Origin of the sequence: Brevundimonas sp. (genome assembly GCF_036405315.1) — a bacterium.
Classification (GTDB): domain Bacteria; phylum Pseudomonadota; class Alphaproteobacteria; order Caulobacterales; family Caulobacteraceae; genus Brevundimonas.
The window spans coordinates 1-22,519 of sequence record NZ_DASWXW010000111.1; the positions used below are offsets into that span (position 1 = coordinate 1).

The following is a 22,519-nucleotide window of genomic DNA, read 5'->3' on the forward strand; positions in this document are numbered from 1 at the left end:
CGCTCCGCCGCCTGCGCCCGCGCCCGCCCTCGCGTCCGCTGCAACGGCGACCGCTCCGGCGACGTCTCGTCCCGCCGCAACCCGTCCGACCACGCCCCAACCGCGACCCGTCGCGCCCCGGCCGGTCGTCCCGACGCCGACCCCGCCCGCCGCGTCCACGCCTGACGCTGCGCCGACCCCTGCGGGAGCGGCAGAGTGAGACGGGCGATCACGGTCCGCGTCGTCGGCCCGCTGCAATGGATCGTCTATCCGGCCCTGACCGCGATCGCGGTCACGGTGCTGCTGGCCGTCCCGTTCCGGCTGTTCGGCCTGAACCTGCCCGAGCCGGTGCTGCCGATCGTCCTGGCCTTCGCCTGGCCCCTGATCCGGCCGTCCATGCTGGCGCCGGCGGTCCTGTTCGGCCTCGGCCTGTTTCTGGATCTGTTCTGGGGCGGGCCGTTGGGCCTGTGGCCGCTCAGCCTTCTGGCGGTCTATGGGGCGATCCTGCTGGCGGCCAATTTCCTGGCGGGGCAGGCGACCATCGTCCTGTTCGCCCTCTATGCGGCCTCGACCGGCCTGGCCTTCTTCCTGGCCTATACGATCACTACGATGACGGTGGGCAATGCGCCGAGCATCCTGGCCGTTCTGGGTCAGGTCGTGCCGACCCTGTTGCTTTTCCCCCTGGCCGACTGGCTGATCCAGCGGTTTGACGACGCCGACGTGCGCTTCCGATGAGCAGCGAACCCCATATCTTCTTCTCGGACGTGAACGAGCGGCAGGGTTCCTTCCTGCGGCGCACCCTGCTGCTGGGGGGCGTGACGACGCTGGGCGTCACGGCCCTGGTGGGACGTCTGGCCCAGCTTCAGATCGTCAAGGCCGAGGAATACGCCACCCTCGCCACCAACAATCAGTTCAACTTCCGCCTGGTCCCGCCGCCGCGCGGGCTGATCAAGGACCGCCACGGGGTGATCGTGGCCGGCAACCGGCCCAGCTTCCGCGTTCTGGTCGTGCGCGACGAGACCAAGGATCTGGATCAGACGCTGGATCTGTTGGGCCAACTGCTGCCCGACACGCTGGAGCGTCGCCGCACCCTCATCCGCGAGGTCAACGCTGCGCCGCGCTTCTCGCCCGTGCCGGTCAAGAGCGACCTGACCTGGGAGGAGTTCTCCAAGGTCAATCTGCACGCCGCCGAACTGCCCGGCGTCATGGCCGACATGAACGAAGCCCGGTACTATCCGCACGGCGGGGCCTACGCCCACGTCGTCGGCTACGTGGCCAAGGTTTCCGACCGCGACGTCAAGGCGATCCGCGACAAGGGCGAGGAGCCGCCGTCCATCCTGTTCAACCCAGGCTTCCGCATCGGTCGTCAGGGTATTGAAAAGGCGCTGGACGCCGACCTGCGCGGCGAAGCCGGCGGCAAGCGGGTCGAGGTGGACGCGCGCGGCCGTGTGGTCGCCGAGGACGTCGCCGGTTCCCGGCCCGCCGTGCCGGGGGCCGAGGTGGTGCTGACGCTGGACAACGACGTCCAGAACCGGGCGCTGGAGGTGTTCGGCGAGGAATCCGGCGGCTGCGTCGTCATGGACGTGCGCAACGGCGACATCCTGGCCATGGTCTCGGCCCCGTCGTTCGACCCCAACCTGTTCGTCTCGGGCGTGCCGTCCAAGGTCTATCGCGCCCTGGCCGACTATGAGCGCAAGCCGCTTCTGGACAAGGCGATCTACGGCACCTTCCCGCCGGGCTCGACCTTCAAGATGACCACGGCCCTGGCCTTCCTGGACGCCGGGATCGACCCCAAGGAGCGGGTGGTCTGCACCGGCGGCTATCGCTACGGCGGCCGTACCTTCCGCTGCTGGCGCAAGGGCGGGCACGGGGCGATGGACATGCACAACGCCATCAAGAACTCGTGCGACACCTATTTCTACCACCTGTCCAACCGGGCGGGCGTGGACCGGATTTCCCGCGTGGCCGAGGATCTGGGCTATCACCGCACCTATGACATCGGCATCGGCGGCCAGTCCAAGGGCCTGCTGCCGACGACGGAGTGGGTCAAGAAGGCGCGTCCCAAGGATCCGGTCTGGCACCCGGGCGAAACCCTGTCGGTCTCTATCGGTCAGGGGGCTGTGTCGATCACCTGCCTGCAGCAGGCGGTGATGGTGTCGCGCCTGGCCAATGGGCGAAAGGCCATCACGCCGCGCCTGATCAAGTCCATCGGCGGCAAGGAACAGCCGTCCGGCGGCGACGTGCCTGACCTGCCGTTCAGCGACGAGCATCTGGATATCGTCCGCGGCGGCATGGCGGCCGTGGCCAACGACGTGACCGGGACCGCCTATCGCGCGTCTCAGCTGGGGCTGGGCGACATCAAGATGGCCGGCAAGACCGGCACGGCGCAGTCGCGCGACTACGGGACCGGCTCGCGCGGGCCGCGCGACGCGGTCTGGACCCGCCGCGACCATGCCCTGTTCGTCGCCTTCGCGCCGCATGACGCGCCGCGCTACGCCATCGCCCTGATCATCCAGCACGCCCCGGCGGGCGGCGCCGCCGACGCCGCGCCCAAGGCGCGCGAGGTGATGAAGGTGGCTCTGCTGAAAGACCCGGAGATGCGCGCGCGCATCGAGCGGCCCCTGCCGCCCGAGCCTGTCGCCTCCGTCGGCGCGGACGACGCCGAGCTGGAGCCCGGCGGCGAGGTCACGGGTCAGGCCGCCGTCGAAGCCTTCACGCCGCGCGCGCAGGCCGCCGCGCCCACGGCCTCTTCGGGGCCGCGTCCCTATCTCTCGGAGACGCCGCGATGACCGCGTCCGCCCTGTCCCGTCCCGGTGAACGCGATCGGCTGTCCAGCAAGCTGGCCGAGCTGGACTGGCGGGTGATCGGCCTGCTCTGCGTCCTGGCCGGCATCGGCACGGCCATGCTGTATTCGATCGCGGGGAGCAGTTGGTCGCCCTGGGCGTGGAAGCACCTGCTCCGCTTCGGCCTGTTGCTGATCGCCATGATCGGCCTGGCCATGGTGCACCCCAAGTGGTGGTTCCGCGCGGCCTATCCGCTTTACGGCTTGCTGCTGTTCATGGTGCTGCTGATCGAGTTCACGCCGCTGGGCTATGTGGCGGGGGGCGCCAAGAACTGGCTGAACCTGGGCTTCATCCGCATCCAGCCCGCCGAGTTCGTCAAGATCGGCCTCGTTCTGGCGCTGGCGCGCTGGTATCACGGCCATTCGGCTCAGGACGCGCGCTGGTCGTGGAAGCTGCTGATCCCCGCGGGCATGATCGGCCTGCCCTTCCTCCTGGTGGCCAAGCAGCCGGACCTGGGTTCGGCCATGGTCATCGGCCTGACCGGCGCGGCCGTCATGTTCCTGGCCGGGCTGAGCTGGCGGGTGATCGCGGCGGGCGCCGCCGCCGCCGTGGCGATCGTTCCGCCTTTCGTCATGTTCGTCATGCACGACTATCAGCGCAACCGCGTCCTGACCTTCCTGAACCCCGAGGCCGATCCGTCGGGCACCGGCTATAACATCATCCAGTCCAAGATCGCCCTAGGGTCCGGCGGCCTGCTGGGCAAGGGCTACGGCCTGGGCAGCCAGAGCCAGCTGGAGTTCCTGCCGGAGCGGCACACCGACTTCATCTTCTCGACCGTGTCCGAGGAGTTCGGCTTCGTCGGCTCCTTCACGGTTCTGGCCTGCTATCTGGCGTTGATCCTGATCTCGCTGCGGATCGCGTCGCTGTCGCATAGCCATTTCGGCCGCATCAGCGCGGCGGGCATGACCGCCTTCCTGGCCATCTTCATCCTGATCAACGGGGCGATGGTGATGGGTCTGGCGCCGGTCGTGGGCGTGCCCATGCCGCTGCTGTCCTATGGCGGTTCGACCATGATGACGGTAATGATCGGCTTTGGCCTGATCCTGTCGACCCACGTGCATCGCTATGTCGAACTGCCGAAGGGGCAGGGGCTGTTCTGATCGCGGTTTCAGGCGATAGGCTGAGACCATGACCGACAAAGCGCCCGAACCCGCCGCCGCTCCCAAGGCCGATCCCGCCATGTTCTCGGACTGCGGCGACACGCCCTGTCCGCAACCCGTCATGGCTGATCCCAAGAACGAGGCGGCGGCCCTGACCGAGGGCGTGCGGATGCGCAACAATCCCGCCGAATGGGCCTTCGTGCGCCTGTCCAAGCTGATCGAGGAGTTCGAGGCCAAGCTGGACAAGGACGAGGAGATCGGCGCCCGCGTCGTCGGCCTGCCGGGCGAAGGCACCATGCAGATCATGGACGTCGGCTTCTGGGGACCGGACCTGATCATCTTTTTCGGGCGCAACGCCGACGGCAAGCCGGTGCGCCTGATCCAGCACTACACCCAGATCAACGTGGTCCTGGCCGCGATCAAGAAGCCGGAGGAGCGCGAGGCGCGCCGCATCGGCTTCCAGCTCAATGAAATGGTGATGAAGACCAATCCGCCACCGGCCGCCGCTTCGACGGCTGGCGCAGGCGACGCGGTCTAGAGGCCGGCCGCCCAGTCGGTGCCGCGGATCAGGCTGTCGATGATGCCCGGCTCGCTCGACGCGTGGCCGGCGTCGCCGACGATGTCCAGCTTCGCCTCGGGCCAGGCGCGGTGCAGGGCCCAGGCGCCCGAGATCGGCGTCACCACGTCAAAGCGGCCCTGCGCGATCCAGCAGGGGATATGGCGGATGGCCTCGATGTTCTCGAGAATCCAGTGCTCGCTGTCGAAGAAGCCGCCGTTGGTGAAATACCAGTTCTCGATCCGGGCGAAGGCCACGGCGAACTCCGGCTCGGCGAACTTGTCCGGCTTGCCCGACGGGCCCTGGACGCTGACGGTCTCGCCTTCCCAGCTGGACCAGGCCACGGCGCAGCGGTTGCGCTCTTCGACGTCGTCGCCCATCAGGCGCTTGTTGTAGGCTGCCATCAGGTCGCCGCGCTCGGCCACGGGGATGGGGGCCAGGAAGCGTTCCCAGGCGTCGGGGAAGATCATCGAGGCGCCGTCCTGATAGAACCAGTGCAGCTCTTTCTTGGTCAGCAGGAAGATGCCGCGCAGGATCAGGGCCAGGCAGCGATCCGGGTGCTTGATGGCGTAGGTCATCGACAGGGTCGAACCCCAGGAGCCGCCAAAGACGACCCATTTATCGATGCCCAGCATCTGACGCAGGCGCTCGATGTCGGCGACCAGATCCCAGGTGGTGTTGTTTTCCAGCGAGGCGTTGGGTCGCGACAGGCCGCAGCCGCGCTGATCGAACATGACGATGCGATACTTGGCCGGATCGAAGTAGCGGCGCATCCCCGGATTGACCGCCCCGCCGGGACCGCCGTGCAGGACGATGACCGGCACGCCGTGCGGATTGCCGCTTTCCTCGTAATAGATCTCGTGGACGCTGTCGGTCGCCATCCAGCCCGAGGCGTAGGCTTCCAGCTCGGGGTAGAGGTCGCGGCGCGGGGTGTCAGTCACAGGAAATGCCATGTCAGGAAATGGATGTTTCAGATTGGCCGGTCAGGCGTTGACGATGTGTGAGCGGAACGCGGCGACGGCCAGCACGATCCAGCCGGCGATCATCAGGGTTCCGCCGACAGGGGCGACGGCCCCCATGATGGGCAGGCTGAGCAAGCCGATCATGGCCAGTGCCAGGCTGAAGATCAGCCCGCCGCTCGCCGCCAGCCAGCCGGCGATCCGCGCGGTCTTGCCGCCCGCGGCCCAGGTCGCGCAGGCGACCGCCAGGACGGCGTGAACCATCTGATACTGGGCGCCCGTGGTCAGCAGGTTCTTGGTCGCCGGGCCGGCCCCGTGGGCGGCGAAGGCGCCCAGCGCCACGGCCATGACCCCGCTGAAGGCGGCGAAGACAAGCAGGTTGCGGTCATGGCTCATGGCTTAATGTCTAGACCACAACTTCGCCGGAGTCTGCTATCGCAGCGGCGATGAAGTCCGCCCCGCGCATGGCCCTGCAATACGTCCTTCTGTTCGCCGCCAGCGGCGTGACCCTGCCGTTCGCCGGTCTGTGGTTTCGCGAGCAGGGGCTGAGCGGAGCCGAGATCGGCGCCCTGCTGGCCATCCCCATGCTGGGGCGGCTGGCGACGGGGCCGCTGCTGGCCGTCTGGGCCGATGGGTTCAAGTACAGGCGCACGCCCATCGCCCTCTTGGGACTGGCCATGGCGTTGGGATACGGCGGCGCCGGTCTGGTTCAGGGCTTTGCGGCCTGGGCCGCCTTCTGGTTCGTGGGAGCCACGGCGGCGGCGGCGCTGATTCCGCTCAGCGACGTGATGACCCTGCGGGTGGCCAAGCGCGAGGGATTTCCCTTCTCCATGCCGCGTGGCTGCGGGTCGGCGGCCTTTGTGATCGCCAACGTCGGCATGGGGGCGCTGCTGACACAGGCCTCGCCGGACGCGGTGATCATCTGGATCGGGACGGCGGCGCTGCTGATCGCGGTGACGGCGTCGCGGGTCCTGCCGACCGAGCCAGTCACCGACGGTCCGCGCACGCCGGGGCTGGAGCGGTTCAAGGGGCTGGGGCGGCTGGTGGCCGATCCGGTCTTCATGACCGCCATCTTCGCCATCGGCGCGGTCCAGGCGGCGCACGCCTTCTACTACGGCTTCTCGGCCATCGCCTGGAAGGCGCAGGGGATTCCCGAGAGCGTGACGGGCCTGTTGTGGGCCTTTTCCGTCCTGGTCGAGATCGGCTTCATGTGGGTGGTCGAGCCGTGGCGGCGGCGGGTCGGGATCGGGCCGTGGCTGATGCTGACGATCGGGGCGGGGGCGGCGGTCGTGCGCTGGACGCTGATGGCCTTTTCGCCGCCGCTGTGGGCGCTGTGGCCCTTGCAGACGCTTCACGCGCTGAGCTTCGCCTCGACCTATCTGGCCGGGGTGCAGATCGTCGAGCGGCTGTCGCCGTCCGACAGCCATACGGCGGCGCAGACGCTCAGCTCCGTGGTGTCGGCGGGGGTTCTGATCGGCCTGGCGACGGCGGCGTCGGGGCCGCTGTACGACGCCTTCGGCCTGAAGGGCTATCTGGCTATGGCCGCGCTGGCGGCGACCGGCGGTCTGGCCGGGCTGATCCTGCAGGCGCGGCTGTCGAAGACCTAGGCGGCGTTGGGGCGGGGCAGGGGCGCCAGGTGGCGGGCGATGACCGAGGCAGCCGTCTTGACCGCCGTCTGAACCTTGGCGTTGGGGACGTCGGACGGGGCGCGGATCAGGCCGATGGCCGGCGAGGCTGGGCCGTCTGGCAGGTCGTTCAGGATGCGATACAGGATATAGCTGCCGGCATCCTCCTCGGCGTCCGAGGCGGCGATGACGTTCAACCCGGCGTCGGTCAGGTCGCGCACGATCTCGGCGGCGGGGGCCGTGGCGCGGACGACGCCGGGGCCGGTGTGATCCAGACGGTCGCTGCCGTCCATGCGCCGGTTCTCGGCCCTCATCTGCAGGCGAAAGGCGCCGGGGTGCGCAGTGCGCCCGACCAGAAGCAGGGCGCCGCATTCGCCGCTGGCCAGCAGGGCGCTCAGTTCGGCGGCGACGGCGTCGGCCGAGGCGTTTCCCGCGACGGGCAAGGTGCGTGCGCCGACGGGGTTCCACGGATCGCCTGACAGGTCCTCGACCGGGTCCCATGCGGTGAAGGTCGGGTCCCAGGCGCAGATGGCGATGGCGGGGCGCCGGTCGGGGCGAAGCCCGGTATCCATATCCAGCAAGGAGTTCACCCTGTGTGACACTAACGCGACAGCGACCGGGACGGTGCGGTCAAATCTGGCGGGAGGTCAAGCCCGCCAGGGCAAAATGTGACGGATTTGCGGCTAAGCTCTAGCCGAGATCGCCGATGGCGGCGTCCAGCAACATGAACGCGCGGCCTTCGTCGGTGGCCAGACGGCCCTGGACGTCCTGGGCGTCGCCGTGACGCGTCTGATCCTTCACAGACTGGGCGAAGGCGCGGACATAGGCGTCGGCGTCAGCACGCAACTCGGCGTCGGCCAGGATGCGGCGCGAGACGCTGCGCACGGCGGCCGGGGCGACGCGGCGCACGATCTGGCGGGCGCGGTCTGGCTCCTGCTCCGCCAGAGCGCGGGCGGCTTCCTCGACGCGGGCGCGAGGCAGAAGGGCGTTGGGATCGACGCCCATGCGGCGGATGGCGGAGGTGATCCGGTCGGCCAGGGCGTCGACGGCCTCGGCCCCCATGACGGGCGTGTCCAGGTCCAGCGGGGCCTCGCCCGCCTCGACGTCCTGATCCGCGCCGTTGACCAGATCGCTCCAGTCGAGCGCCTCGTCTTTCGCGGGCGCAGCGGGCGGCGGGGTTTCGGCGGCGACCTCGGTCGGCTCCAGCCGCAGACGGCCGCGCAGGCCGAAGCCGCGTTCCTCCACGGGCTTGGCGGCGGACTTGGACTCGGCCGGGGCGGCCGGTCGGGCCGATCGGGGCGTATAGCGCGGCGCCTCGGCCGGAGGCGTGGCCAGCAGAGGCTCGCGGCGGCGCGAGGTCGGGGCGTCGCCCGACACCACGCCGACCAGGCGAACGGCCTCGCTCAGCATGTCGTAGTTGCGGCGCACGCGGTCCTGGAAGCCGGCGTCCAGGGCCTCGGTGTCTTCGGCGGCCTTGCGCGAGGCGGCGCTGAGGGCGGCGAGACCTTCCTCGACCGACGCACGCACGGCGTCGACGCGGGCGGCGGCTTCCTCGGGCAGACGGCTGGCGCGGGCGTCCATTTCGGCCACGGCGCTTTCAACCTGGGCCAGGGCGGCGGTCATGCGTTCCAGGGTGCCTTCCAGCCGCTCGACCACCTTCTCGCCGGTCAGGTCGACCATGTCGGCGGTCTGGTTGACGATCTTGCGGGCGCCGTCGATGCGGGCCTCGGCGGCTTCGTCGGCCTTCTGGGCGGCGTCGAATAGCGACTCGCCCAGGCGGTCAGCGCGGATCTGCGCCTGTTCAATGGCGGCGGCGGCGGCGGCGCGCTGCTCTTCGGCGGTGGCTTGCAGGGCCGTCAGGGCGCGGCGGGTTTCCTCGACCAGCAGGTCGCGGGCCTCGGCTGCCAGGGCCTCGAAGCGGTCCAGCGCCAGCTTGGTGGCGTGGTCGAAGCCGTCGGCCTCGCGCTGGGACAGGTCCACCAGGGCGCGGAACTGGTCGGCGGCGGCTTCGATCTGTGCCTTGATGGCGTCGCTGACGTCGCCGGTCGTCCGGTTCAACTCGCCCGCGGCGCTGCGGGTCAGGGACAACTGCTCGGTGAACTGGGCGCGCTGGCTCTCGATCTGGGCCGAGAAGTCCTCCTGATCGGTGCGCAGGGCGTAGGCGGCGGTGACGAGAGCGGCGCGCTGCTGGCTCAGGCCTTCCTCGACCGACTGAATCTGTTCGGCCACGCCGCTGCCGGCGGTTTCAAGACGCAGGGTCTGGCGGGCCAGGTCGTCGGCGGCGGCGCGGGCGGCGTCCTGGGCCTCGTTGGCGGCGGCGGCCAGATCGGCGGCGCGGGCGGCCAGCGCCGCCTCGGCTTCGCGCAGTTGGGTCTGGGCCAGGTCGGAGGCGTCGACCACCATGCGCGACTGGCGCTCGACCGCATCGACGACGCCGACGGCCTGGCTGTCCAGTTGCACGCCCAGGGCGCCCAGTTGTTCGCGCTCACGGCCCAACTGGTCGGTCAGGCGACGGGCGGTGCGGCCGGCGGATTCGGCGGCTTCGTTGAGGCGGGCGGTTTCCTCGGCCAGGGCCTCGCGCAGCAGGGCCATGTCGTTGCGGGCGCGTTCGGCGGCCAGGGCGGCCTGATCGATGTCGCCGCGCAGGGCGGTCAGCACCTGCCCCGTCTGATGGGCGGCCAGGGCCGTCGGGCCGACCAGGGCCTCGGCCATGTCGCGTGCGCGACGGGTCTCAAGGGCGAGACCGGCGCCCTGGCGAACGGCGTGGGCCAGCATGATGGCGAGCCCGGCGGGAGCGAGGGCGATCAGGGCGTAGACGGCCAGCCGCAAGGGTTCCAACTCGACCGCGCCCGACCCGAACTCATAGGCGAACCAGGAGGCCACGCCGCCGATCCACAGGGCCGAGGCGACGCCGGCGATCAGATAGGCGTTGCCGGCTGGCCGGGGGGCGGCCTTGCGCGAAGCAACCGGCGCCGGAGCGGGCGGGGTCGATTCCAGCGGCGCCGGCGGGGCGTCGGCCGACACGGCGAGCGGCGCCATATCGGGCGCGGCGGCGCGCGCCTCGGCCAGACGCTGTTCCTCCATCAGACGCCGGCGACGGCGTTCCGACATCGGGCGCTCGGGTTCGGACAGCGGCGCGGGCGCGCGTTCATGCGGCTCCTCGGCGGCGGAGGCGATGGTTTCATCCTGACCTTCGCCCGGTTCGGGGTCGGAAAGGTTGAGCGGCGGCCGATGGCTGGACTTCATGGGGCGTCGTTCTCGATCACTATTCGCCGGAAACGCGGCGAGGGCGCGCGGAGGGATTGGACCCTAGCGGCTCGATCCAGCCGCGCAAAGGCTCGCGGGCCGGGATTCGAAAGGAGATCGTGGATGGCGGACCGTCAGGCCGGCGCGTCAGCAGCTGCGCTGAGCCGGGGCGGCGATGCTGGCGGCGGGGGCTTCCTGGCAATCCTGCACGCGCTGAATCTCACGCTCCGAGTGACGCGGAGCGTGCAAATCGACGCCGAACTGCGACAGCGCGGCCGCAGCGAGCAGCGCGATCAGGCCGGCCAGCATTTCAAGCAGCATTTGCATGGCGCGGACAATGACAGAACGCGGCTCTGTTTACAATGCGGCGGCATTGTGAAGCTGCACAGGCGCAGTAAATGGAACGAAGCCGGTCTTCAAACGTCAAGCTTGAGGGCCGCGCGCATGGGCTCGTCACGCGAATCAGTCAGTCTGACCGAATGAGGGAATGGGGCGACGACAGCTACGAGGGCAGCCTGCTGGAACCGGGGCGGGACTGCTGGCGCGTGGACACGGCGCATCGCTTTGCGCCTTTGATGGAGAACAACGCCTATTTCGACGCCTTGGCCTCGTCATTGCACAAGGCGAAGAAGTCGATCGTCATTCTGGGCTGGCAGTTCGACCCTCGCACCCGACTGGACCCGGAATCGCCGCTGACCGACCGGCGCGGCGAGATCGGCCACCAGTTGCGGATGCTGGTGCGCCAGAAGCCCGAACTGGATATCCGTCTGCTGATCTGGAAGTCGCCGCTGCTGATCGCCGCCTCGCAGGGGTTCTATCCCCTCCGCGCCCAGGGCTGGTTCAGGAAGCGGACGGTCGAGTTCCGCCTCGACAAGCCCGGTGTCCTCGGCGCCTGCCATCACCAGAAGGTGGTGATCATCGACGACAAGGTGGCCTTCTGCGGCGGGGGCGACATCGCCACCGACCGCTGGGACACCGACGAACACCTGGACAATGATCCGCGCCGCTGCCAGCCCTCGGGCCTGTTCAGCGCGCCCCGTCACGAGGTGATGTGCGTTCTGGACGGTCCGGCGGCCAGGGCGCTGGGCGATCTGGCGCGCGAACGCTGGTTCCGCGCCACCTGGGAGCGCACCCTGCCGGACGAGACCGACGAGGATCCCTGGCCCGACGGGGTCGAGGCGGTTTTGCATGACGTGGACGTGGGCGTGGCGCGGACCGAACCGCGCGTGCGCGGCCGGCCCGAGGTGCGCGAGAACGAGGCCCTGCATCTGGAATCCATCCGCCGCGCCAGGCGGCTGATCTATCTGGAGAACCAGTATTTCACCTCGCCGGTGATCGCCGCGGCCCTGGCCGATCGACTGGCCGAGCCGGACGGGCCGGAGGTGGTTCTGGTCTCGACCGGGCGCAGCCCTAGCTGGTTCGACAGCCTGACGATGGATACAGCCCGCGCCGAGATCCTGTATCGGCTGGAGCAGGCGGACCGCTACAACCGCTTCTTCGCCTTCAGCCCGAGGACGGTCGAAGGGGAGCGGGTCGTCGTTCACGCCAAGATGTCCATCATTGACGATCGGCTTCTGCGGATTGGTTCGACCAATCTGAACAACCGCTCGCAGGGGCTGGACACCGAGTGCGACGTGGCTGCCGAGCCGGAAACGCAGGAGGGGCGCGACGCAGTCCGCCGTTTCCGCCAGCGGTCCATCGGTCATTTCCTCGGCGTGTCGGGAGAGGACTTCGCCCAGGTCGAAGGTGTGATGGGGTCTGTCGGCCATGCGGTCGAGACCTTCGGCGCGGACCGGATGAGCGTGCTGGGATCGGAGCCGCCGAGCGCCGTCCAGCGCATGGTCGCCGAATGGCAGTTGGGCGATCCTGGTTCATCCTCCGACGCCTGGCGGCCGTGGAAGCGGCTGAACCGTTCGCACCGGCCCCGGCTGCCAGGACCCCAAGCTGGACCCCAGGCAGGATCTCAGGCCGGGGGCTGAAACTCGAAGTCGATCGCCAGCGGCAGGTGGTCCGATGCCGTGCGCGCCAGGGGGTGCAGCGGGGTCATGGCCCCCGTCACCCGGATCTCCGGGCTGACGAAGCAGTGGTCGATGCGGATGGCCGGGAAGCTGGACGGGAAGGTCTTCACCGAGGGCTTCAGCCCCAGTTCGCGCTGGGCGTCGGCCAGCCGCCGCGTCAGGGCGTGATAGGGGCGGGTGATCGAGGTGGCGTTGAAGTCGCCGGTCAGGATGGTCGGCCCGGTGCAGGCGGGATCGCCCAGCCATTCTCGCCCCACCAGCGCCGCCGCCTGCATCCGCTGCTCGCGCGGCACCAGACCCAGGTGGGTGTTGAAGACGTTCAGGATCGTCCCGTCGAAGTCGATGGCCGACCACAGGGCGCCGCGCGGCTCCAGCCCCCGCAGATTGGGCAGGGTCGGCAGGGCGGCGGCGCGGATCAGCCGTTCGGGCCGCGCCGTCAGAATGGCGTCGCCATACAACTCGGCCTCGATGGTCATGGCCGGATGGAAGCGGAAGCCCATCGCCAGGCGCTCGGCGATGGCGTGGGCCTGATCGACGCCGTTGGTGCGGGCGCGGCCGACATCCAGTTCCTGCAGGCAGACGATGTCCGGTTCCAGCTCGGCGATGACGGCGGCGATGCGCCCTACGTCCAGCTTGCGGTCGATCCCGACGCAGCGGTGCACATTATAGGTGACGAGTCTGGGCATGGGTCCTTGTCGGCGCGGTCGATCCCGCCGTCAGTCTAGCGGGTCTAGATGACAACCAGACGGTCGGGGACCTCGTTGATATCAGCGGGTCGGGGCGGAAACTGTTCCGCCAGGACCTGACCGCACAGGGCGATGGCCTGCTGCAGCCCCTCGACGGGCTGGTTCTGACGCAGACCCCTGGTGAGAGCGGCCACGGCGTCGGCCCAGACCTCGGGGCTGACGCAGGCATGGATGCCCTCGTCGGCGATGACCTCGACCTGATGATCGGCCAGGGCGGCGAAGATCAGCACCCCGGTCCGCGCCTCGGTGACGTGCAGGCCGTGGGCCAGGAACTGCTGCATGGCGGCGCGGCGGACACGGGTGCGGCGCAGAGGGGCAGGGGTCAGCAACCGTCGCACGACCGGGATCAGGCTGATCAGGAAGACACCGAGGAAAACCGCCGCCTGCACCAGGGCGTAGGCGGCCAGGGTCTGGCTGATCTCGACTTCGCGCGCGGCGACGTGGGCCGCCTGCCAATCAGCCCCGAGGCCCGGCAGCCAGTGAGCGCCGAAACCCAGCGGGATCAGAGCCAACGGCAGCAGCAGGGCCGCCGCCGCCGCCCAGGCCAGGCTGACGTCGCGATAGGACGACACCTGCCGGGCCACGACGCAGAAGATCTCGCCCGAGGTTTTGGCCTCGGCCCGGGCGATGGCCTCGGCGACGCGGGCGTGGTCGTGGCTCGTGAACTGCATCACCATCCCCCCGAGGCGCCGCCGCCGCCGAAGCCGCCGCCGCCTCCACCAAATCCACCGCCGCCGAAGCCGCCGCCGCCCCAGCCGCCGCCTCCGCGACCGCCGCGGCCCTGGTTCTTCAGCGCCTCGCTGGCGGCCCAGATCAGGATGGGGGTCAGGCCGTCGCCCCTGCCGCGACGTCTGCGACCGCCCGCGGCCGCCCCGACCAGGCTGATGAAGAGGAAGAAGAAGATCAGGAAGATGATCAGGGCCGGCAGGATCGGCTTCTCGCGCTCGCTGGCCGCGCTCTTCGCCTCGGCCGCGCGGGCCTGAGCCTCGGCGGGATCGGCGGTCAGTTGGGCGATGATGGCGTCGGTCCCGGCCAGGATGCCGGCGGCGTAGTCGCCGGTGCGGAAGGCCGGCAGGATGTCGTTGCGGATGATCTGCGAGGAATAGGCGTCGGTCAGCACGCCCTCCAGCCCGTAGCCGACCTCGATCCGGACCTTGCGCTCGTTCGGCGCAACGATCAGCAGGGCGCCGCCGTCGTTTTCCTTCTGGCCGATGCCCCAGTGACGACCCAGCTGATAGCCGAAGTCCTCGATCTCCTGATCCTGCAGCGAGGGCAGGGTGACGACCACCAGCTGATCGCCGGTCTGCTGTTCCAGCGTGGCCAGCTTGCCGGTCAGGGCCTGTTCCTGTTCCGGCGTCAGCAGTTGGGCGTCATCGACCACGCGCCCCGTCAGGGCCGGGAACCGGATCTCGGCGGCCAGGGCGGGCAGGGCCGCCAGCCACAAGACCATGCCGAGCAGCAGCGCCGGGCCTACTCCCGGCGCCCTGCGGTCCCTCACGGCGAGGGCGGAAGGGATCATGTCGGGCTGACTACGCCGCCGGAGCAGCGGCCGGGGCCGCGGCGGGCGGCGTCGAACCGGGCGCGGCCCCCGGCGTGGTCGCGGGCGCGCCGCCTCCAGGCTGAGCATTGGGCTGGGCGCCCGGAACGCCGAAGTTGAAGTTCACGCTCGGGGCGCTCTGGGCCTCGGCGGTGGCGGTGAACAGCTGCATGGGCTTGGAACCGCCGTGCAGGGTCTTGGCCCAGATCACCGTCGGGAAGGTGCGCAGGCTCGTGTTGTAGTCGCGCACGGCCTCATTGTAGTCGCGGCGCGCCACGGCGATGCGGTTCTCGGTGCCTTCCAATTGCGATTGCAGGGTCAGGAAGTTCTGATTGGCCTGAAGCTGGGGATAGGCCTCGACCGTCACCAGCAGCCGCGACAGGGCGGACGACAGCTCGCCTTGCGCCTGCTGGTATTGCTGGAAGGCGGCGGCGTTATCCAGGTTGGAGGCGTCGATGTTGACGCTGGTGGCCTTGGCGCGGGCCTCGATCACCTGGGTCAGGGTGGTGCGTTCCTGAATGGCCGCGCCCTGCACGGTGGCGACCAGGTTCGGCACCAGGTCCGAACGGCGCTGATACTGGCTCTGGACGTCGGCCCAAGCCGCCTCGGCGCGTTCCTGCTTGGTCGGAATAGTGTTGTAGCCGCAACCCGCCACGGCGGGGGTCAGGACGACGACGGCGGCGACGGCCGCGAGACGGGGCGAGAATCCAGCCATGAAGCTCCTCCGACGGCCATGATGACCGCTGATCCGCTATAGACTATCGGGGCGGAAAGGCTCCGCTTCAAGGCTGGATTTTTAGCCTGATCCCAGGCGGCGCCTCAGCTGTTCAGGTCTTCCGGTTCGACCCCTGCCGCGCGACAGGCGGCGGTGTAGGTGTTGGCCAGCAGGCAGGCGATGGTCATGGGGCCGACGCCGCCGGGGACGGGGGTGATGCGGCCCGCAACCTCGACCGCCTCGTTGAAGTCCACGTCGCCGACCACGCGGGTCTTGCCCTCGGCGGCCTTGACCGGATCGCGCGAGGGGACGCGGTTGATGCCGACGTCAATGACGGTGGCGCCCGGCTTGATCCAGTCGCCCTTGATCATCTCGGGGCGGCCGACGGCGGCCACCAGGATGTCGGCGGTGCGGCACAGGGCGGGCAGGTCGCGGGTGCGCGAGTGGGCCACGGTGACGGTGCAGCTTTCGCCCAGCAGCAGTTGCGCCATCGGCTTGCCGACGATGTTGGAGCGGCCGACGATGACGGCGTTCAGGCCCGATAGGTCGCCGAGTTGATCCTTCAGCAGCATCAGGCTGCCCAGGGGGGTGCAGGGGATCATCCCCGGCAGGCCGACGGCCAGGCGCCCGACGTTGACCACGTGGAAGCCGTCCACGTCCTTGTCCGGGTCGATGGCGGCCAGGACCGCGGCCGAATCGATGTGCTTGGGCAGGGGCAGCTGCACCAGGACGCCGTGGATGCCCGCGTCGGCGTTCAGCGCCGCGATCAGGGCCAGCAGCTCGGCCTGGGTCGTGGTGTCGGGCAGACGGTGGGTGTCGGACCGCATCCCGGCCTTAAGCGTCGTCTCGCCCTTGTTGCGGACGTAGAGTTGGCTGGCGGGGTCCTCGCCGACGATGACCACGGCCAGGCCGGGCTTGATCCCGCGGGCGGTTTGCAGACGCGCGGCGGCGGCGGCGACGCGCTCGACCAGGGTCTGCGAGAAGGCCTTGCCGTCGATGAGCGAGGCGCGGGCGGGTTCGTCAGCCATGATCGGCTCCAAAGGCTTGGGAACTGGAAAGCGTGGCCGCGATTTACAGCCGCTGCGGTTCGGCGTCTATGATAGCGCCAGCAAAGAGGTTTTCATGCGTCATTCTCTGTTCGCCGCCGCCAGCGTCGTCGCCCTGCTGTCGTCGGGCTCCGTCCTGGCCCAAACGCCGACCGACACGCGCATCGGCGCTGAGGTCCAGGGACGGCTGGAAGAGGGGGACGCGCGCACCCGCGGCGGCGACGCCTATCGCTATGACGACTATCGTGTTCAGTTGCGCGCCGGGCAGCGGCTGCAGGCCGAACTGCGCAGCAGCGACTTCGACGCCTATCTGGCGATCTACGCCGAGGGCCGGACCTCGGGCGACGCGCTGGCGTCCGACGATGACGGCGCGGGCAGCGGCGCCAACGCCCGCCTGCGTTTCACGCCGGAGAGCGACGGCGTCTACATCGTGCGCGCGCGGCCTTTCTCGGGTCTGGAGACCGGCGCCTACACCCTGGCGCTGAGCGAGCGCGTGGCCCCGCGTCAGCCGCGTCCGGGCCGCATCTCGGTGGGCGGCGACGTGTCGGGACGCCTGACCAGCGGCGACGCCGAGGACGAGGACGGCAAGACCTTCGACGCCTATGCCTTCCGCGCGAACGCCGGGGATCGCGTGGCGGTCCTGCTGGAAGCCGACGACTTCGATCCGCTGGTCCGCATCGGCCGCATGGTCAACGGCGCCTTCGTGCAGTCGGCAGAAAATGACGACGGCGCGGGCAAGGGGCTGAATTCCTACCTGGTCTTCACCGCGCCCCAGGCCGGCGAATATGTGATCCAGGCCGCTTCGGTCAGCGGCGACGCCGAGGGCGACTATCGCCTGTCGCTGGAGCAGGGGCCGCCGGCCCCGGCGGCGCGCAGCATCGCCATCGGCGAGGCGGTCAGCGGCCGCCTGAGCGCAGACAGCGCCCAGAGCGATTCCGGCGCGCCCGCCGACCTCTATCGCTTCACCGGCCGCGCCGGTCAGCGCGTGGCGATCAGCCTGAAGGCCGACGACTTCGACAGCTACCTCGAGCTGTTCGACGCCAACCACAACAGCCTGGCCACCGACGACGACAGCGGCGGCGAGCTGAACGCGCGGTTGACCTTCGTCCTGCCCGACGACGGCGACTATCTGATCGAGGCCCGCGGCTTTTCGGACGCCTCGGGCGCCTATGACCTGAAACTGGAGGAGGTGGCCCCGCCGCCGCCGCCGACCGCCCTCGGCTTCGGTCAGACGGTGCAGGGCGAACTGAAGGAAGGCGGCGCGACGGACGACGAGGGCCGTCTGTTCGACGGCTACGCCTTCAGCGGGACCGAGGGGCAGCGCGTCCAGGCCGTCATGCGTTCCGGCGATTTCGACGCCCTGCTGCAGATCGGCAAGGCGGGCGAGGCGTTCGAGGAACTGGCCTCCGACGACGACGGCCTGCGTCAGGGCACGGACGCCCGCCTGACCTTCACCCTGCCGGAAGACGGGGACTATATTCTTCGCGCACTGCCTTATTCCAGCAGCGGCAAGGGCCTGTATTCGATAGAATTTTCTGATCGTGGGCCCGAGCCGGGTCCGGGCAGCCTGCTGGTCGGGTCGACCGCGCGCGGCAGCCTGTCCGAAACCGACGCCCTGACCGACGAGGGCGTCTCGTTCGACGCCTACACCTTCAAGGCCAAGGCCGATGAGAAGCTGCGCTTCACCCTGATCTCCGCCGCCTTCGACGCGGTGGTCGAGGTGGGCGAGGACAAGGAGGGCGACTTCCGCAGCCTGGCCGAGGACGACGACAGCCTGTCGGACACCCACGCCCGTCTGGACTGGACCGCGCCGCGCGACGGGACCTATGTCGTGCGCGCCCGCAGCTTCGCTCCCAGCTCGACCGGCGACTATGTGCTGACGGTCGAGCGCCAGCCCTGAGGCTGACGGGGGGCGCGATGAGCGACGACCTGATCCTGGGCCGCAAGGATCAGCACCTCGACGTGGTGCTGTCCGGCGGCGGACGTCACGCCCTGGCCAGCGGCTTCGACGACTGGCGCTTCGTGCATGAGGCCCTGCCGGATCTGGACCACGCCAAGATCGACCTCGGCGCCGACTTCCTGGGGCGGCGACTGCAGGCGCCCCTGCTGATCAGCGCCATGACCGGCGGCCCGGCCCGCGCCGAGGCGATCAACGCCCGTCTGGCCGAGGCGGCTCAGCATCTGGGCATCGCCCTGGCCGTCGGCTCGCAGCGCGCCGCGATCGAGGGCGGGGCGAGCGGCGGGCTGGATCTCTCCCTGCGCGACCGGGCGCCCGACACGCCCATCCTGGCCAATATCGGCGCGGCCCAGCTGACGCGCGGCTTCGGCGTCGAGCAGGCGAAGCGGGCGCTGGACATGATCGGGGCCGACGCCCTGGTGGTGCACTTGAACCCCCTGCAGGAAGCCTGTCAGCCCGAGGGCGACCGCGACTGGTGGGGCGTCGGCGCGGCGCTTCAGGCCCTGATTCGCGATCTGAACGCGCCGGTCATCGTCAAGGAGACGGGGGCGGGCATATCGGCCGTCACCGCTCAACGCCTGATCGCCATGGGGGCGACGGGGATCGACGTGGCCGGGGCCGGCGGGGCCAACTGGGGCCTGATCGAGGGCGAGCGTGCGACCGACCCGGCGGACAAGGCTCACGCCGCCGCCTTCGCCGCCTGGGGCATCCCCAGCGCCCGCGCTATCGCCGAGGCCCGCAACGCCTTGCCCGAGGCCCTGATCATCGGCTCTGGCGGGGTCCGCGACGGCGTCGACGTGGCCAAGGCCATCCGCCTGGGCGCCGACGTCGTGGGCATGGCCTCGGGCGTCATCCAGGCGGCGACGGTCTCGACCGAAGCCGTGATCGCGCACTTCCAGACCGTGATCCGGCAACTGCGCACGGTTTGCTTCTGCACCAACGCCGCCAGCTTGTCGGCGCTGAAGCGCATCCCCTTGCTAAGTGTAAAATAAATCAACTGTTTAGGCGATCGTATTAGGGCGTTGGTCAGGAACACTCACGGAGACTCCCCCTCTATGCGCACCCTTCTGATGACGACCGTTCTGGCTTCGGCCCTGGCGGTCGCCGGCGCGGCCTCGGCCCAGAGCACCATCCGACCCGGCCAGACGGTGCAGGGCAATTTTAGCGCCAAGGACGCCCGCATGGGCGACGGTTCGCACTACCGTTGCTACGTCGTCCAGACCAACCCGGACGAGGCCTATACGGTCACGCTCAGCTCGTCGGACTTCGACACCTATCTGTCGGCGGGCGCGGGCGCGGACTGCGACGACACCTCGATCACCAATGACGACGGCCCGGACATGGGCACCAACTCGCAACTGCGCTTCGCCTCCAGCGGCGGCCTGTGGATCATCAAGGCCAATACTCTGAGCGAGGGCGAGACCGGCCGCTATGAGCTGCGCATCTCGGCGGGCGAACGCGTGCGTCCGACCACCCAGGTCCTGCCCATCGCTGTCGGCGAAAGCCGCGTCGGACGGCTGGAGTTCAGCGACCGTCGCGCCGACGACGGCTCCTTCTATGATTGCTACACGACCACGCTTGCTCGCGCCGGCAACGTCGCCGTCCGGCTCGATTCTGGCGAGTTCGACGCCTACCTTGGCCTTTATGAAGGTCCGCAGTGCGACGGGGATTCGCTGGCCACCGATGACGACAGCGGCGGTCGCACCAGCGCCCAGATCGTCCAGAACCTGCGCCCGGGGACCTACTCGATCCGCGCCAACACGCTCGCCGCCTCAGAAGAAGGCGACTACACCCTCAGCGTCACCTCGCGTCGTTGATGGTGCGGCGGCCTCGACGGTTCTAGTCGAGACCGCGTCCGTCGCGCGCGGACGTATCGGCGGGCGCATCCGATGTCGATGCGTCCGGGTTGGCTGGATGATCCGGATTGTCCGTCGCCTGCTCTAGCGGGGGCTGGTCGAAACCGAAGCTGTAGTCGTGGGGGTCCAGCCGGATCGGCGCGGGCGGCCGCAACGTCGTCCACGCCAGACCATCAGCGCGGCCCGACAGCGGGTCGGGCGAGGGCTCGGGCTCAGCCCAGGCGTTGTCGGTGTAGGCGTAGTCGGCATCGAGGACGGCGGGCGGTTGCAGCCGGTCAGGGTCATGGACATAATCGTCGCGCAGGTCGCCCACCGCCAAGATGGCGCCAACCGGAAGATCGGGTTCTCTGGGCGCGACCACCTCGACTTGCAGTTCGCCGCCCCCCACTTCGCGATGGGCGATGGCCGTCGAGTTCCACGCCGCCCAACCTCCGGCGCCCGCAGCCGTGAGGCCCAGCGCCAGTCCGGTCAGAGCGAGGGGCTTCATAGAGGCGGCTCCGGCGGCGCGCGACGGAAGCGTCGCACGCCGCCTAAACCCGTCAGCGGCTCATCAGGTTCACGCCGAGCGCGGCGGCGTCAGCATTGTGGCCCGCACAAGGATGCGTCAGGCCTTGGTCGAGCGGTCGATCTTCGGCCAGTGCTCGGCGCCCTTGTGCGGGGGGCCTGGTTTAGGCCGAGGGCAGCAGATCGCGAGCGAAGGCGCGGTAGCGACCGGCCCGCACCCCGTCCGTCGCCCGGGCGATGTCCGGCGCGAAAAAGCGGTCCTGATCATAGGCAGGGGCAGCCTCGCGCACGATGGCGTAGGTCTGCTCCAGCTCCGGGGACGAGGTCAGGGGCCGACGGAAGTCGATGCCTTGCGCCGCGGCCAGCAGTTCGATGCCGACCACGGTCGCGGTATTGGCGGCCATGTCCAGCAGACGACGCGCGCCGTGGGTGGCCATCGACACATGGTCTTCCTGGTTGGCGCTGGTCGGGACGGTGTCGATGACGCAGGGGTGGGCGACCATGCGGTTCTCGGCCACCAGAGCCGCCGCCGTCACCTGGGCGATCATGAAGCCCGAGTTCACCCCGCTGTCCTTAACCAGGAAGGCGGGCAGGTCGGTCATCTTGGGGTCGACCAGGATGGAGGTGCGACGCTCACTGATGTTGCCGATCTCGCACAGGACCATGGCGATCTGATCTGCTGCATAAGCAACAGGTTCGGCGTGGAAGTTGCCGCCGGAGATGACATCGCCATCCTCGATGAAGACCAGCGGGTTGTCGGTCACGGCGTTGGCTTCGCGCTCCAGCATGGCGGCGGCGTTGCGCAGCACGTCCAGGGTCGCGCCCATGACCTGCGGCTGGCAACGCAGCGAGTAGGGGTCCTGGACCTTGGCGCAGTCGTGGCGGTGGCTGTCGCGGATGGCGCTGCCGGCCAGCAGTTCGCGCAGGCGGCGGGCCACGTCGATCTGGCCCGGCTGGCCGCGCAGGGCGTGGATGCGATGGTCGAACGGCGCGTCCGAACCCTTGAGGGCGTCCACCGACAGGGCGCCGGCGGCGACGGCGGCGGCGAAGACGTCCTCGGTCGCGAACAGACCGGCCAGGGCCAGGGCCGTCGAGCACTGGGTGCCGTTCAGCAGGGCCAGACCCTCCTTCGGACCCAGGACGACCGGCTTCAGTCCGGCCTTGGCGAGGGCCGAAACCGCGTCCAGCGTCTGGCCCTGATAAAGGGCCTCGCCGACGCCGATCAGGACACAGCTCATGTGGGCCAAGGGCGCCAGATCGCCCGAGGCGCCGACCGAGCCCTTGGCCGGGATCAGCGGCAGGACCCCGGCGTTGACCATGCCGATCAGCGTCTCCAGCGTGTGACGACGGACGCCAGAGGCGCCCTTGGACAGGCTGGCGATCTTCAGCACCATCAGCAGACGGGTGACGTTCTCGTTCAGAGGTTCGCCGACGCCGCAGGCGTGGCTGAGCACCAGGTTCTTCTGAAGGGTTTCAAGGTCTTCCGCCGCAATGCTGGTGTTGGCCAGCAGGCCGAAGCCGGTGTTGATGCCATAGACCGTGCGGCCCTCGGCCAGGATGGCGGCGACGACCGCCGCCCCCTTCTCGACATTGGCCCAGGCGGCGTCGGTCAGGCTGACGGCGACGGGACCGTCGAGGACCGCGCGAAGCTGGGCGAGGGTGAGCGGCGCGGCGCCGATTTCGATGGTGGAGGTCATAGGCTTACAGGTCCAGCGAGGGCAGGTTCAGGCCGTGTTCGCGCGCGGCGTCCTTGGCGATGTCGTATCCGGCGTCGGCGTGGCGCATGACGCCGGTGGCCGGGTCGTTCCACAGGACGCGCTCCAGACGCTTGG

22 protein-coding genes are annotated in these 22,519 nt (G+C 69.6%); 10 read left to right on the forward strand and 12 right to left on the reverse strand.

Annotated features, from left to right (window positions below):
- Window positions 1–195: 195 nt before the first annotated feature.
- The 4 genes from VGE49_RS06580 to VGE49_RS06595 are packed head-to-tail and all read left to right on the forward strand — an operon-like array spanning window position 196 to window position 4,460.
- Window positions 196–714: a hypothetical protein gene (locus tag VGE49_RS06580; protein WP_331033761.1), complete on the forward strand. Its 519-nt coding sequence runs from the start codon at window positions 196–198 to the stop codon at window positions 712–714.
- A complete protein-coding gene (gene mrdA / locus VGE49_RS06585) occupies window positions 711–2,768 on the forward strand; it encodes a penicillin-binding protein 2 (RefSeq protein ID WP_331033762.1) in 2,058 nt (685 codons plus the stop codon). Before VGE49_RS06580 ends, mrdA begins: the two co-directional genes overlap by 4 nt.
- Window positions 2,765–3,922, forward strand: a complete 1,158-nt coding sequence (rodA, locus tag VGE49_RS06590; protein ID WP_331033763.1) for a rod shape-determining protein RodA — start codon at window positions 2,765–2,767, stop codon at window positions 3,920–3,922. Before mrdA ends, rodA begins: the two co-directional genes overlap by 4 nt.
- 28 nt (window positions 3,923–3,950) lie before the next feature.
- Window positions 3,951–4,460 (forward strand): DUF6173 family protein, encoded by a 510-nt coding sequence (locus tag VGE49_RS06595; protein WP_331033764.1) that lies wholly within the window; start codon window positions 3,951–3,953, stop codon window positions 4,458–4,460.
- Here the strand turns inward: VGE49_RS06595 and pip are convergent.
- Window positions 4,457–5,431: a prolyl aminopeptidase gene (pip, locus tag VGE49_RS06600; protein ID WP_331033765.1), complete on the reverse strand. Its 975-nt coding sequence runs from the start codon at window positions 5,429–5,431 to the stop codon at window positions 4,457–4,459. The genes VGE49_RS06595 and pip overlap by 4 nt on opposite strands.
- 30 nt (window positions 5,432–5,461) lie before the next feature.
- Window positions 5,462–5,833: a DUF423 domain-containing protein gene (locus VGE49_RS06605; protein ID WP_331033766.1), complete on the reverse strand. Its 372-nt coding sequence runs from the start codon at window positions 5,831–5,833 to the stop codon at window positions 5,462–5,464.
- 50 nt (window positions 5,834–5,883) lie between these two features.
- Here VGE49_RS06605 and VGE49_RS06610 point away from each other — a divergent pair, with 50 nt between their 5' ends.
- The gene (locus VGE49_RS06610) at window positions 5,884–7,044 is read left to right on the forward strand and encodes an MFS transporter (protein ID WP_331033767.1); all 1,161 of its coding nucleotides are present in this window, start codon (window positions 5,884–5,886) and stop codon (window positions 7,042–7,044) included.
- Here VGE49_RS06610 and VGE49_RS06615 read toward each other — a convergent pair.
- Together VGE49_RS06615 and VGE49_RS06620 are read right to left on the reverse strand one after the other, a co-directional pair.
- Entirely contained in the window at window positions 7,041–7,634 is a 594-nt protein-coding gene (locus VGE49_RS06615) for a hypothetical protein (protein ID WP_331033781.1), read from the reverse strand. The two genes, VGE49_RS06610 and VGE49_RS06615, sit on opposite strands and share 4 nt — an antisense overlap.
- Before the next feature lie 118 nt (window positions 7,635–7,752).
- Window positions 7,753–10,308, reverse strand: coding sequence for a tipN (locus tag VGE49_RS06620; RefSeq protein WP_331033768.1), 2,556 nt, complete (start codon window positions 10,306–10,308; stop codon window positions 7,753–7,755).
- Window positions 10,309–10,431: 123 nt separating this feature from the next.
- On the opposite strand from VGE49_RS06620, the gene VGE49_RS06625 reads away from it, so the two are divergent.
- Window positions 10,432–10,791, forward strand: coding sequence for a hypothetical protein (locus VGE49_RS06625; protein ID WP_331033769.1), 360 nt, complete (start codon window positions 10,432–10,434; stop codon window positions 10,789–10,791).
- Entirely contained in the window at window positions 10,788–12,287 is a 1,500-nt protein-coding gene (locus VGE49_RS06630) for a phospholipase D-like domain-containing protein (protein ID WP_331033770.1), read from the forward strand. Before VGE49_RS06625 ends, VGE49_RS06630 begins: the two co-directional genes overlap by 4 nt.
- Here the strand turns inward: VGE49_RS06630 and VGE49_RS06635 are convergent.
- The 5 genes from VGE49_RS06635 to folD all read right to left on the reverse strand — a co-directional run bounded on the left by VGE49_RS06635 (window position 12,272) and on the right by folD (window position 16,352).
- The gene (locus VGE49_RS06635) at window positions 12,272–13,012 is read right to left on the reverse strand and encodes an endonuclease/exonuclease/phosphatase family protein (RefSeq protein WP_331033771.1); all 741 of its coding nucleotides are present in this window, start codon (window positions 13,010–13,012) and stop codon (window positions 12,272–12,274) included. The genes VGE49_RS06630 and VGE49_RS06635 overlap by 16 nt on opposite strands.
- Window positions 13,013–13,056: 44 nt before the next feature.
- A complete protein-coding gene (locus VGE49_RS06640; protein WP_331033772.1) occupies window positions 13,057–13,743 on the reverse strand; it encodes a TPM domain-containing protein in 687 nt (228 codons plus the stop codon).
- Window positions 13,743–14,591 (reverse strand): TPM domain-containing protein, encoded by an 849-nt coding sequence (locus tag VGE49_RS06645; protein WP_331033773.1) that lies wholly within the window; start codon window positions 14,589–14,591, stop codon window positions 13,743–13,745. The genes VGE49_RS06640 and VGE49_RS06645 overlap by 1 nt, the downstream gene beginning before the upstream one ends.
- 10 nt (window positions 14,592–14,601) lie before the next feature.
- Window positions 14,602–15,324: a LemA family protein gene (locus tag VGE49_RS06650; RefSeq protein WP_331033774.1), complete on the reverse strand. Its 723-nt coding sequence runs from the start codon at window positions 15,322–15,324 to the stop codon at window positions 14,602–14,604.
- A 104-nt stretch (window positions 15,325–15,428) separates the two neighbouring features.
- Window positions 15,429–16,352: a bifunctional methylenetetrahydrofolate dehydrogenase/methenyltetrahydrofolate cyclohydrolase FolD gene (gene folD, locus VGE49_RS06655; RefSeq protein ID WP_331033775.1), complete on the reverse strand. Its 924-nt coding sequence runs from the start codon at window positions 16,350–16,352 to the stop codon at window positions 15,429–15,431.
- 94 nt (window positions 16,353–16,446) lie between these two features.
- On the opposite strand from folD, the gene VGE49_RS06660 reads away from it, so the two are divergent.
- The 3 genes from VGE49_RS06660 (at window position 16,447) to VGE49_RS06670 (ending at window position 20,144) form a co-directional block, all read left to right on the forward strand.
- On the forward strand, window positions 16,447–18,270 hold the full coding sequence (locus tag VGE49_RS06660; RefSeq protein ID WP_331033776.1) for a PPC domain-containing protein: 1,824 nt from the start codon (window positions 16,447–16,449) through the stop codon (window positions 18,268–18,270).
- A gap of 17 nt (window positions 18,271–18,287) precedes the next feature.
- Window positions 18,288–19,319, forward strand: a complete 1,032-nt coding sequence (gene fni, locus VGE49_RS06665) for a type 2 isopentenyl-diphosphate Delta-isomerase (protein WP_331033777.1) — start codon at window positions 18,288–18,290, stop codon at window positions 19,317–19,319.
- A 63-nt stretch (window positions 19,320–19,382) separates the two neighbouring features.
- Window positions 19,383–20,144: a peptidase gene (locus VGE49_RS06670; protein WP_331033778.1), complete on the forward strand. Its 762-nt coding sequence runs from the start codon at window positions 19,383–19,385 to the stop codon at window positions 20,142–20,144.
- Window positions 20,145–20,166: 22 nt separating this feature from the next.
- On the opposite strand, the gene VGE49_RS06675 is transcribed toward VGE49_RS06670, so the two are convergent.
- From VGE49_RS06675 to VGE49_RS06685, 3 genes are all read right to left on the reverse strand, one after another.
- Window positions 20,167–20,670 carry a hypothetical protein gene (locus VGE49_RS06675; RefSeq protein ID WP_331033779.1) on the reverse strand — a complete coding sequence of 168 codons (504 nt, stop codon included), beginning with the start codon at window positions 20,668–20,670 and terminating at the stop codon, window positions 20,167–20,169.
- 181 nt (window positions 20,671–20,851) lie between these two features.
- Window positions 20,852–22,384: a histidine ammonia-lyase gene (hutH, locus tag VGE49_RS06680; protein ID WP_331033780.1), complete on the reverse strand. Its 1,533-nt coding sequence runs from the start codon at window positions 22,382–22,384 to the stop codon at window positions 20,852–20,854.
- 4 nt (window positions 22,385–22,388) lie between these two features.
- Window positions 22,389–22,519, reverse strand: a 131-nt coding sequence (locus tag VGE49_RS06685; protein ID WP_331033782.1) for a hypothetical protein, incomplete at its 5' end; no start/stop codon positions are given.

Coding starts and splice junctions, on each gene's coding strand:
- mrdA (WP_331033762.1), top strand. CDS start 711: ATGAGCAGCGAACCCCATATCTTCTTCTCGGACGTGAACGAGCGGCAG.
- rodA (WP_331033763.1), top strand. CDS start 2,765: ATGACCGCGTCCGCCCTGTCCCGTCCCGGTGAACGCGATCGGCTGTCC.
- VGE49_RS06595 (WP_331033764.1), top strand. CDS start 3,951: ATGACCGACAAAGCGCCCGAACCCGCCGCCGCTCCCAAGGCCGATCCC.
- pip (WP_331033765.1), bottom strand. CDS start 5,431: ATGGCATTTCCTGTGACTGACACCCCGCGCCGCGACCTCTACCCCGAG.
- VGE49_RS06605 (WP_331033766.1), bottom strand. CDS start 5,833: ATGAGCCATGACCGCAACCTGCTTGTCTTCGCCGCCTTCAGCGGGGTC.
- VGE49_RS06610 (WP_331033767.1), top strand. CDS start 5,884: ATGAAGTCCGCCCCGCGCATGGCCCTGCAATACGTCCTTCTGTTCGCC.
- VGE49_RS06615 (WP_331033781.1), bottom strand. CDS start 7,634: ATGGATACCGGGCTTCGCCCCGACCGGCGCCCCGCCATCGCCATCTGC.
- VGE49_RS06620 (WP_331033768.1), bottom strand. CDS start 10,308: ATGAAGTCCAGCCATCGGCCGCCGCTCAACCTTTCCGACCCCGAACCG.
- VGE49_RS06625 (WP_331033769.1), top strand. CDS start 10,432: ATGGCGGACCGTCAGGCCGGCGCGTCAGCAGCTGCGCTGAGCCGGGGC.
- VGE49_RS06630 (WP_331033770.1), top strand. CDS start 10,788: ATGAGGGAATGGGGCGACGACAGCTACGAGGGCAGCCTGCTGGAACCG.
- VGE49_RS06635 (WP_331033771.1), bottom strand. CDS start 13,012: ATGCCCAGACTCGTCACCTATAATGTGCACCGCTGCGTCGGGATCGAC.
- VGE49_RS06640 (WP_331033772.1), bottom strand. CDS start 13,743: ATGCAGTTCACGAGCCACGACCACGCCCGCGTCGCCGAGGCCATCGCC.
- VGE49_RS06645 (WP_331033773.1), bottom strand. CDS start 14,591: ATGATCCCTTCCGCCCTCGCCGTGAGGGACCGCAGGGCGCCGGGAGTA.
- VGE49_RS06650 (WP_331033774.1), bottom strand. CDS start 15,324: ATGGCTGGATTCTCGCCCCGTCTCGCGGCCGTCGCCGCCGTCGTCGTC.
- folD (WP_331033775.1), bottom strand. CDS start 16,352: ATGGCTGACGAACCCGCCCGCGCCTCGCTCATCGACGGCAAGGCCTTC.
- VGE49_RS06660 (WP_331033776.1), top strand. CDS start 16,447: ATGCGTCATTCTCTGTTCGCCGCCGCCAGCGTCGTCGCCCTGCTGTCG.
- fni (WP_331033777.1), top strand. CDS start 18,288: ATGAGCGACGACCTGATCCTGGGCCGCAAGGATCAGCACCTCGACGTG.
- VGE49_RS06670 (WP_331033778.1), top strand. CDS start 19,383: ATGCGCACCCTTCTGATGACGACCGTTCTGGCTTCGGCCCTGGCGGTC.
- VGE49_RS06675 (WP_331033779.1), bottom strand. CDS start 20,670: ATGAAGCCCCTCGCTCTGACCGGACTGGCGCTGGGCCTCACGGCTGCG.
- hutH (WP_331033780.1), bottom strand. CDS start 22,384: ATGACCTCCACCATCGAAATCGGCGCCGCGCCGCTCACCCTCGCCCAG.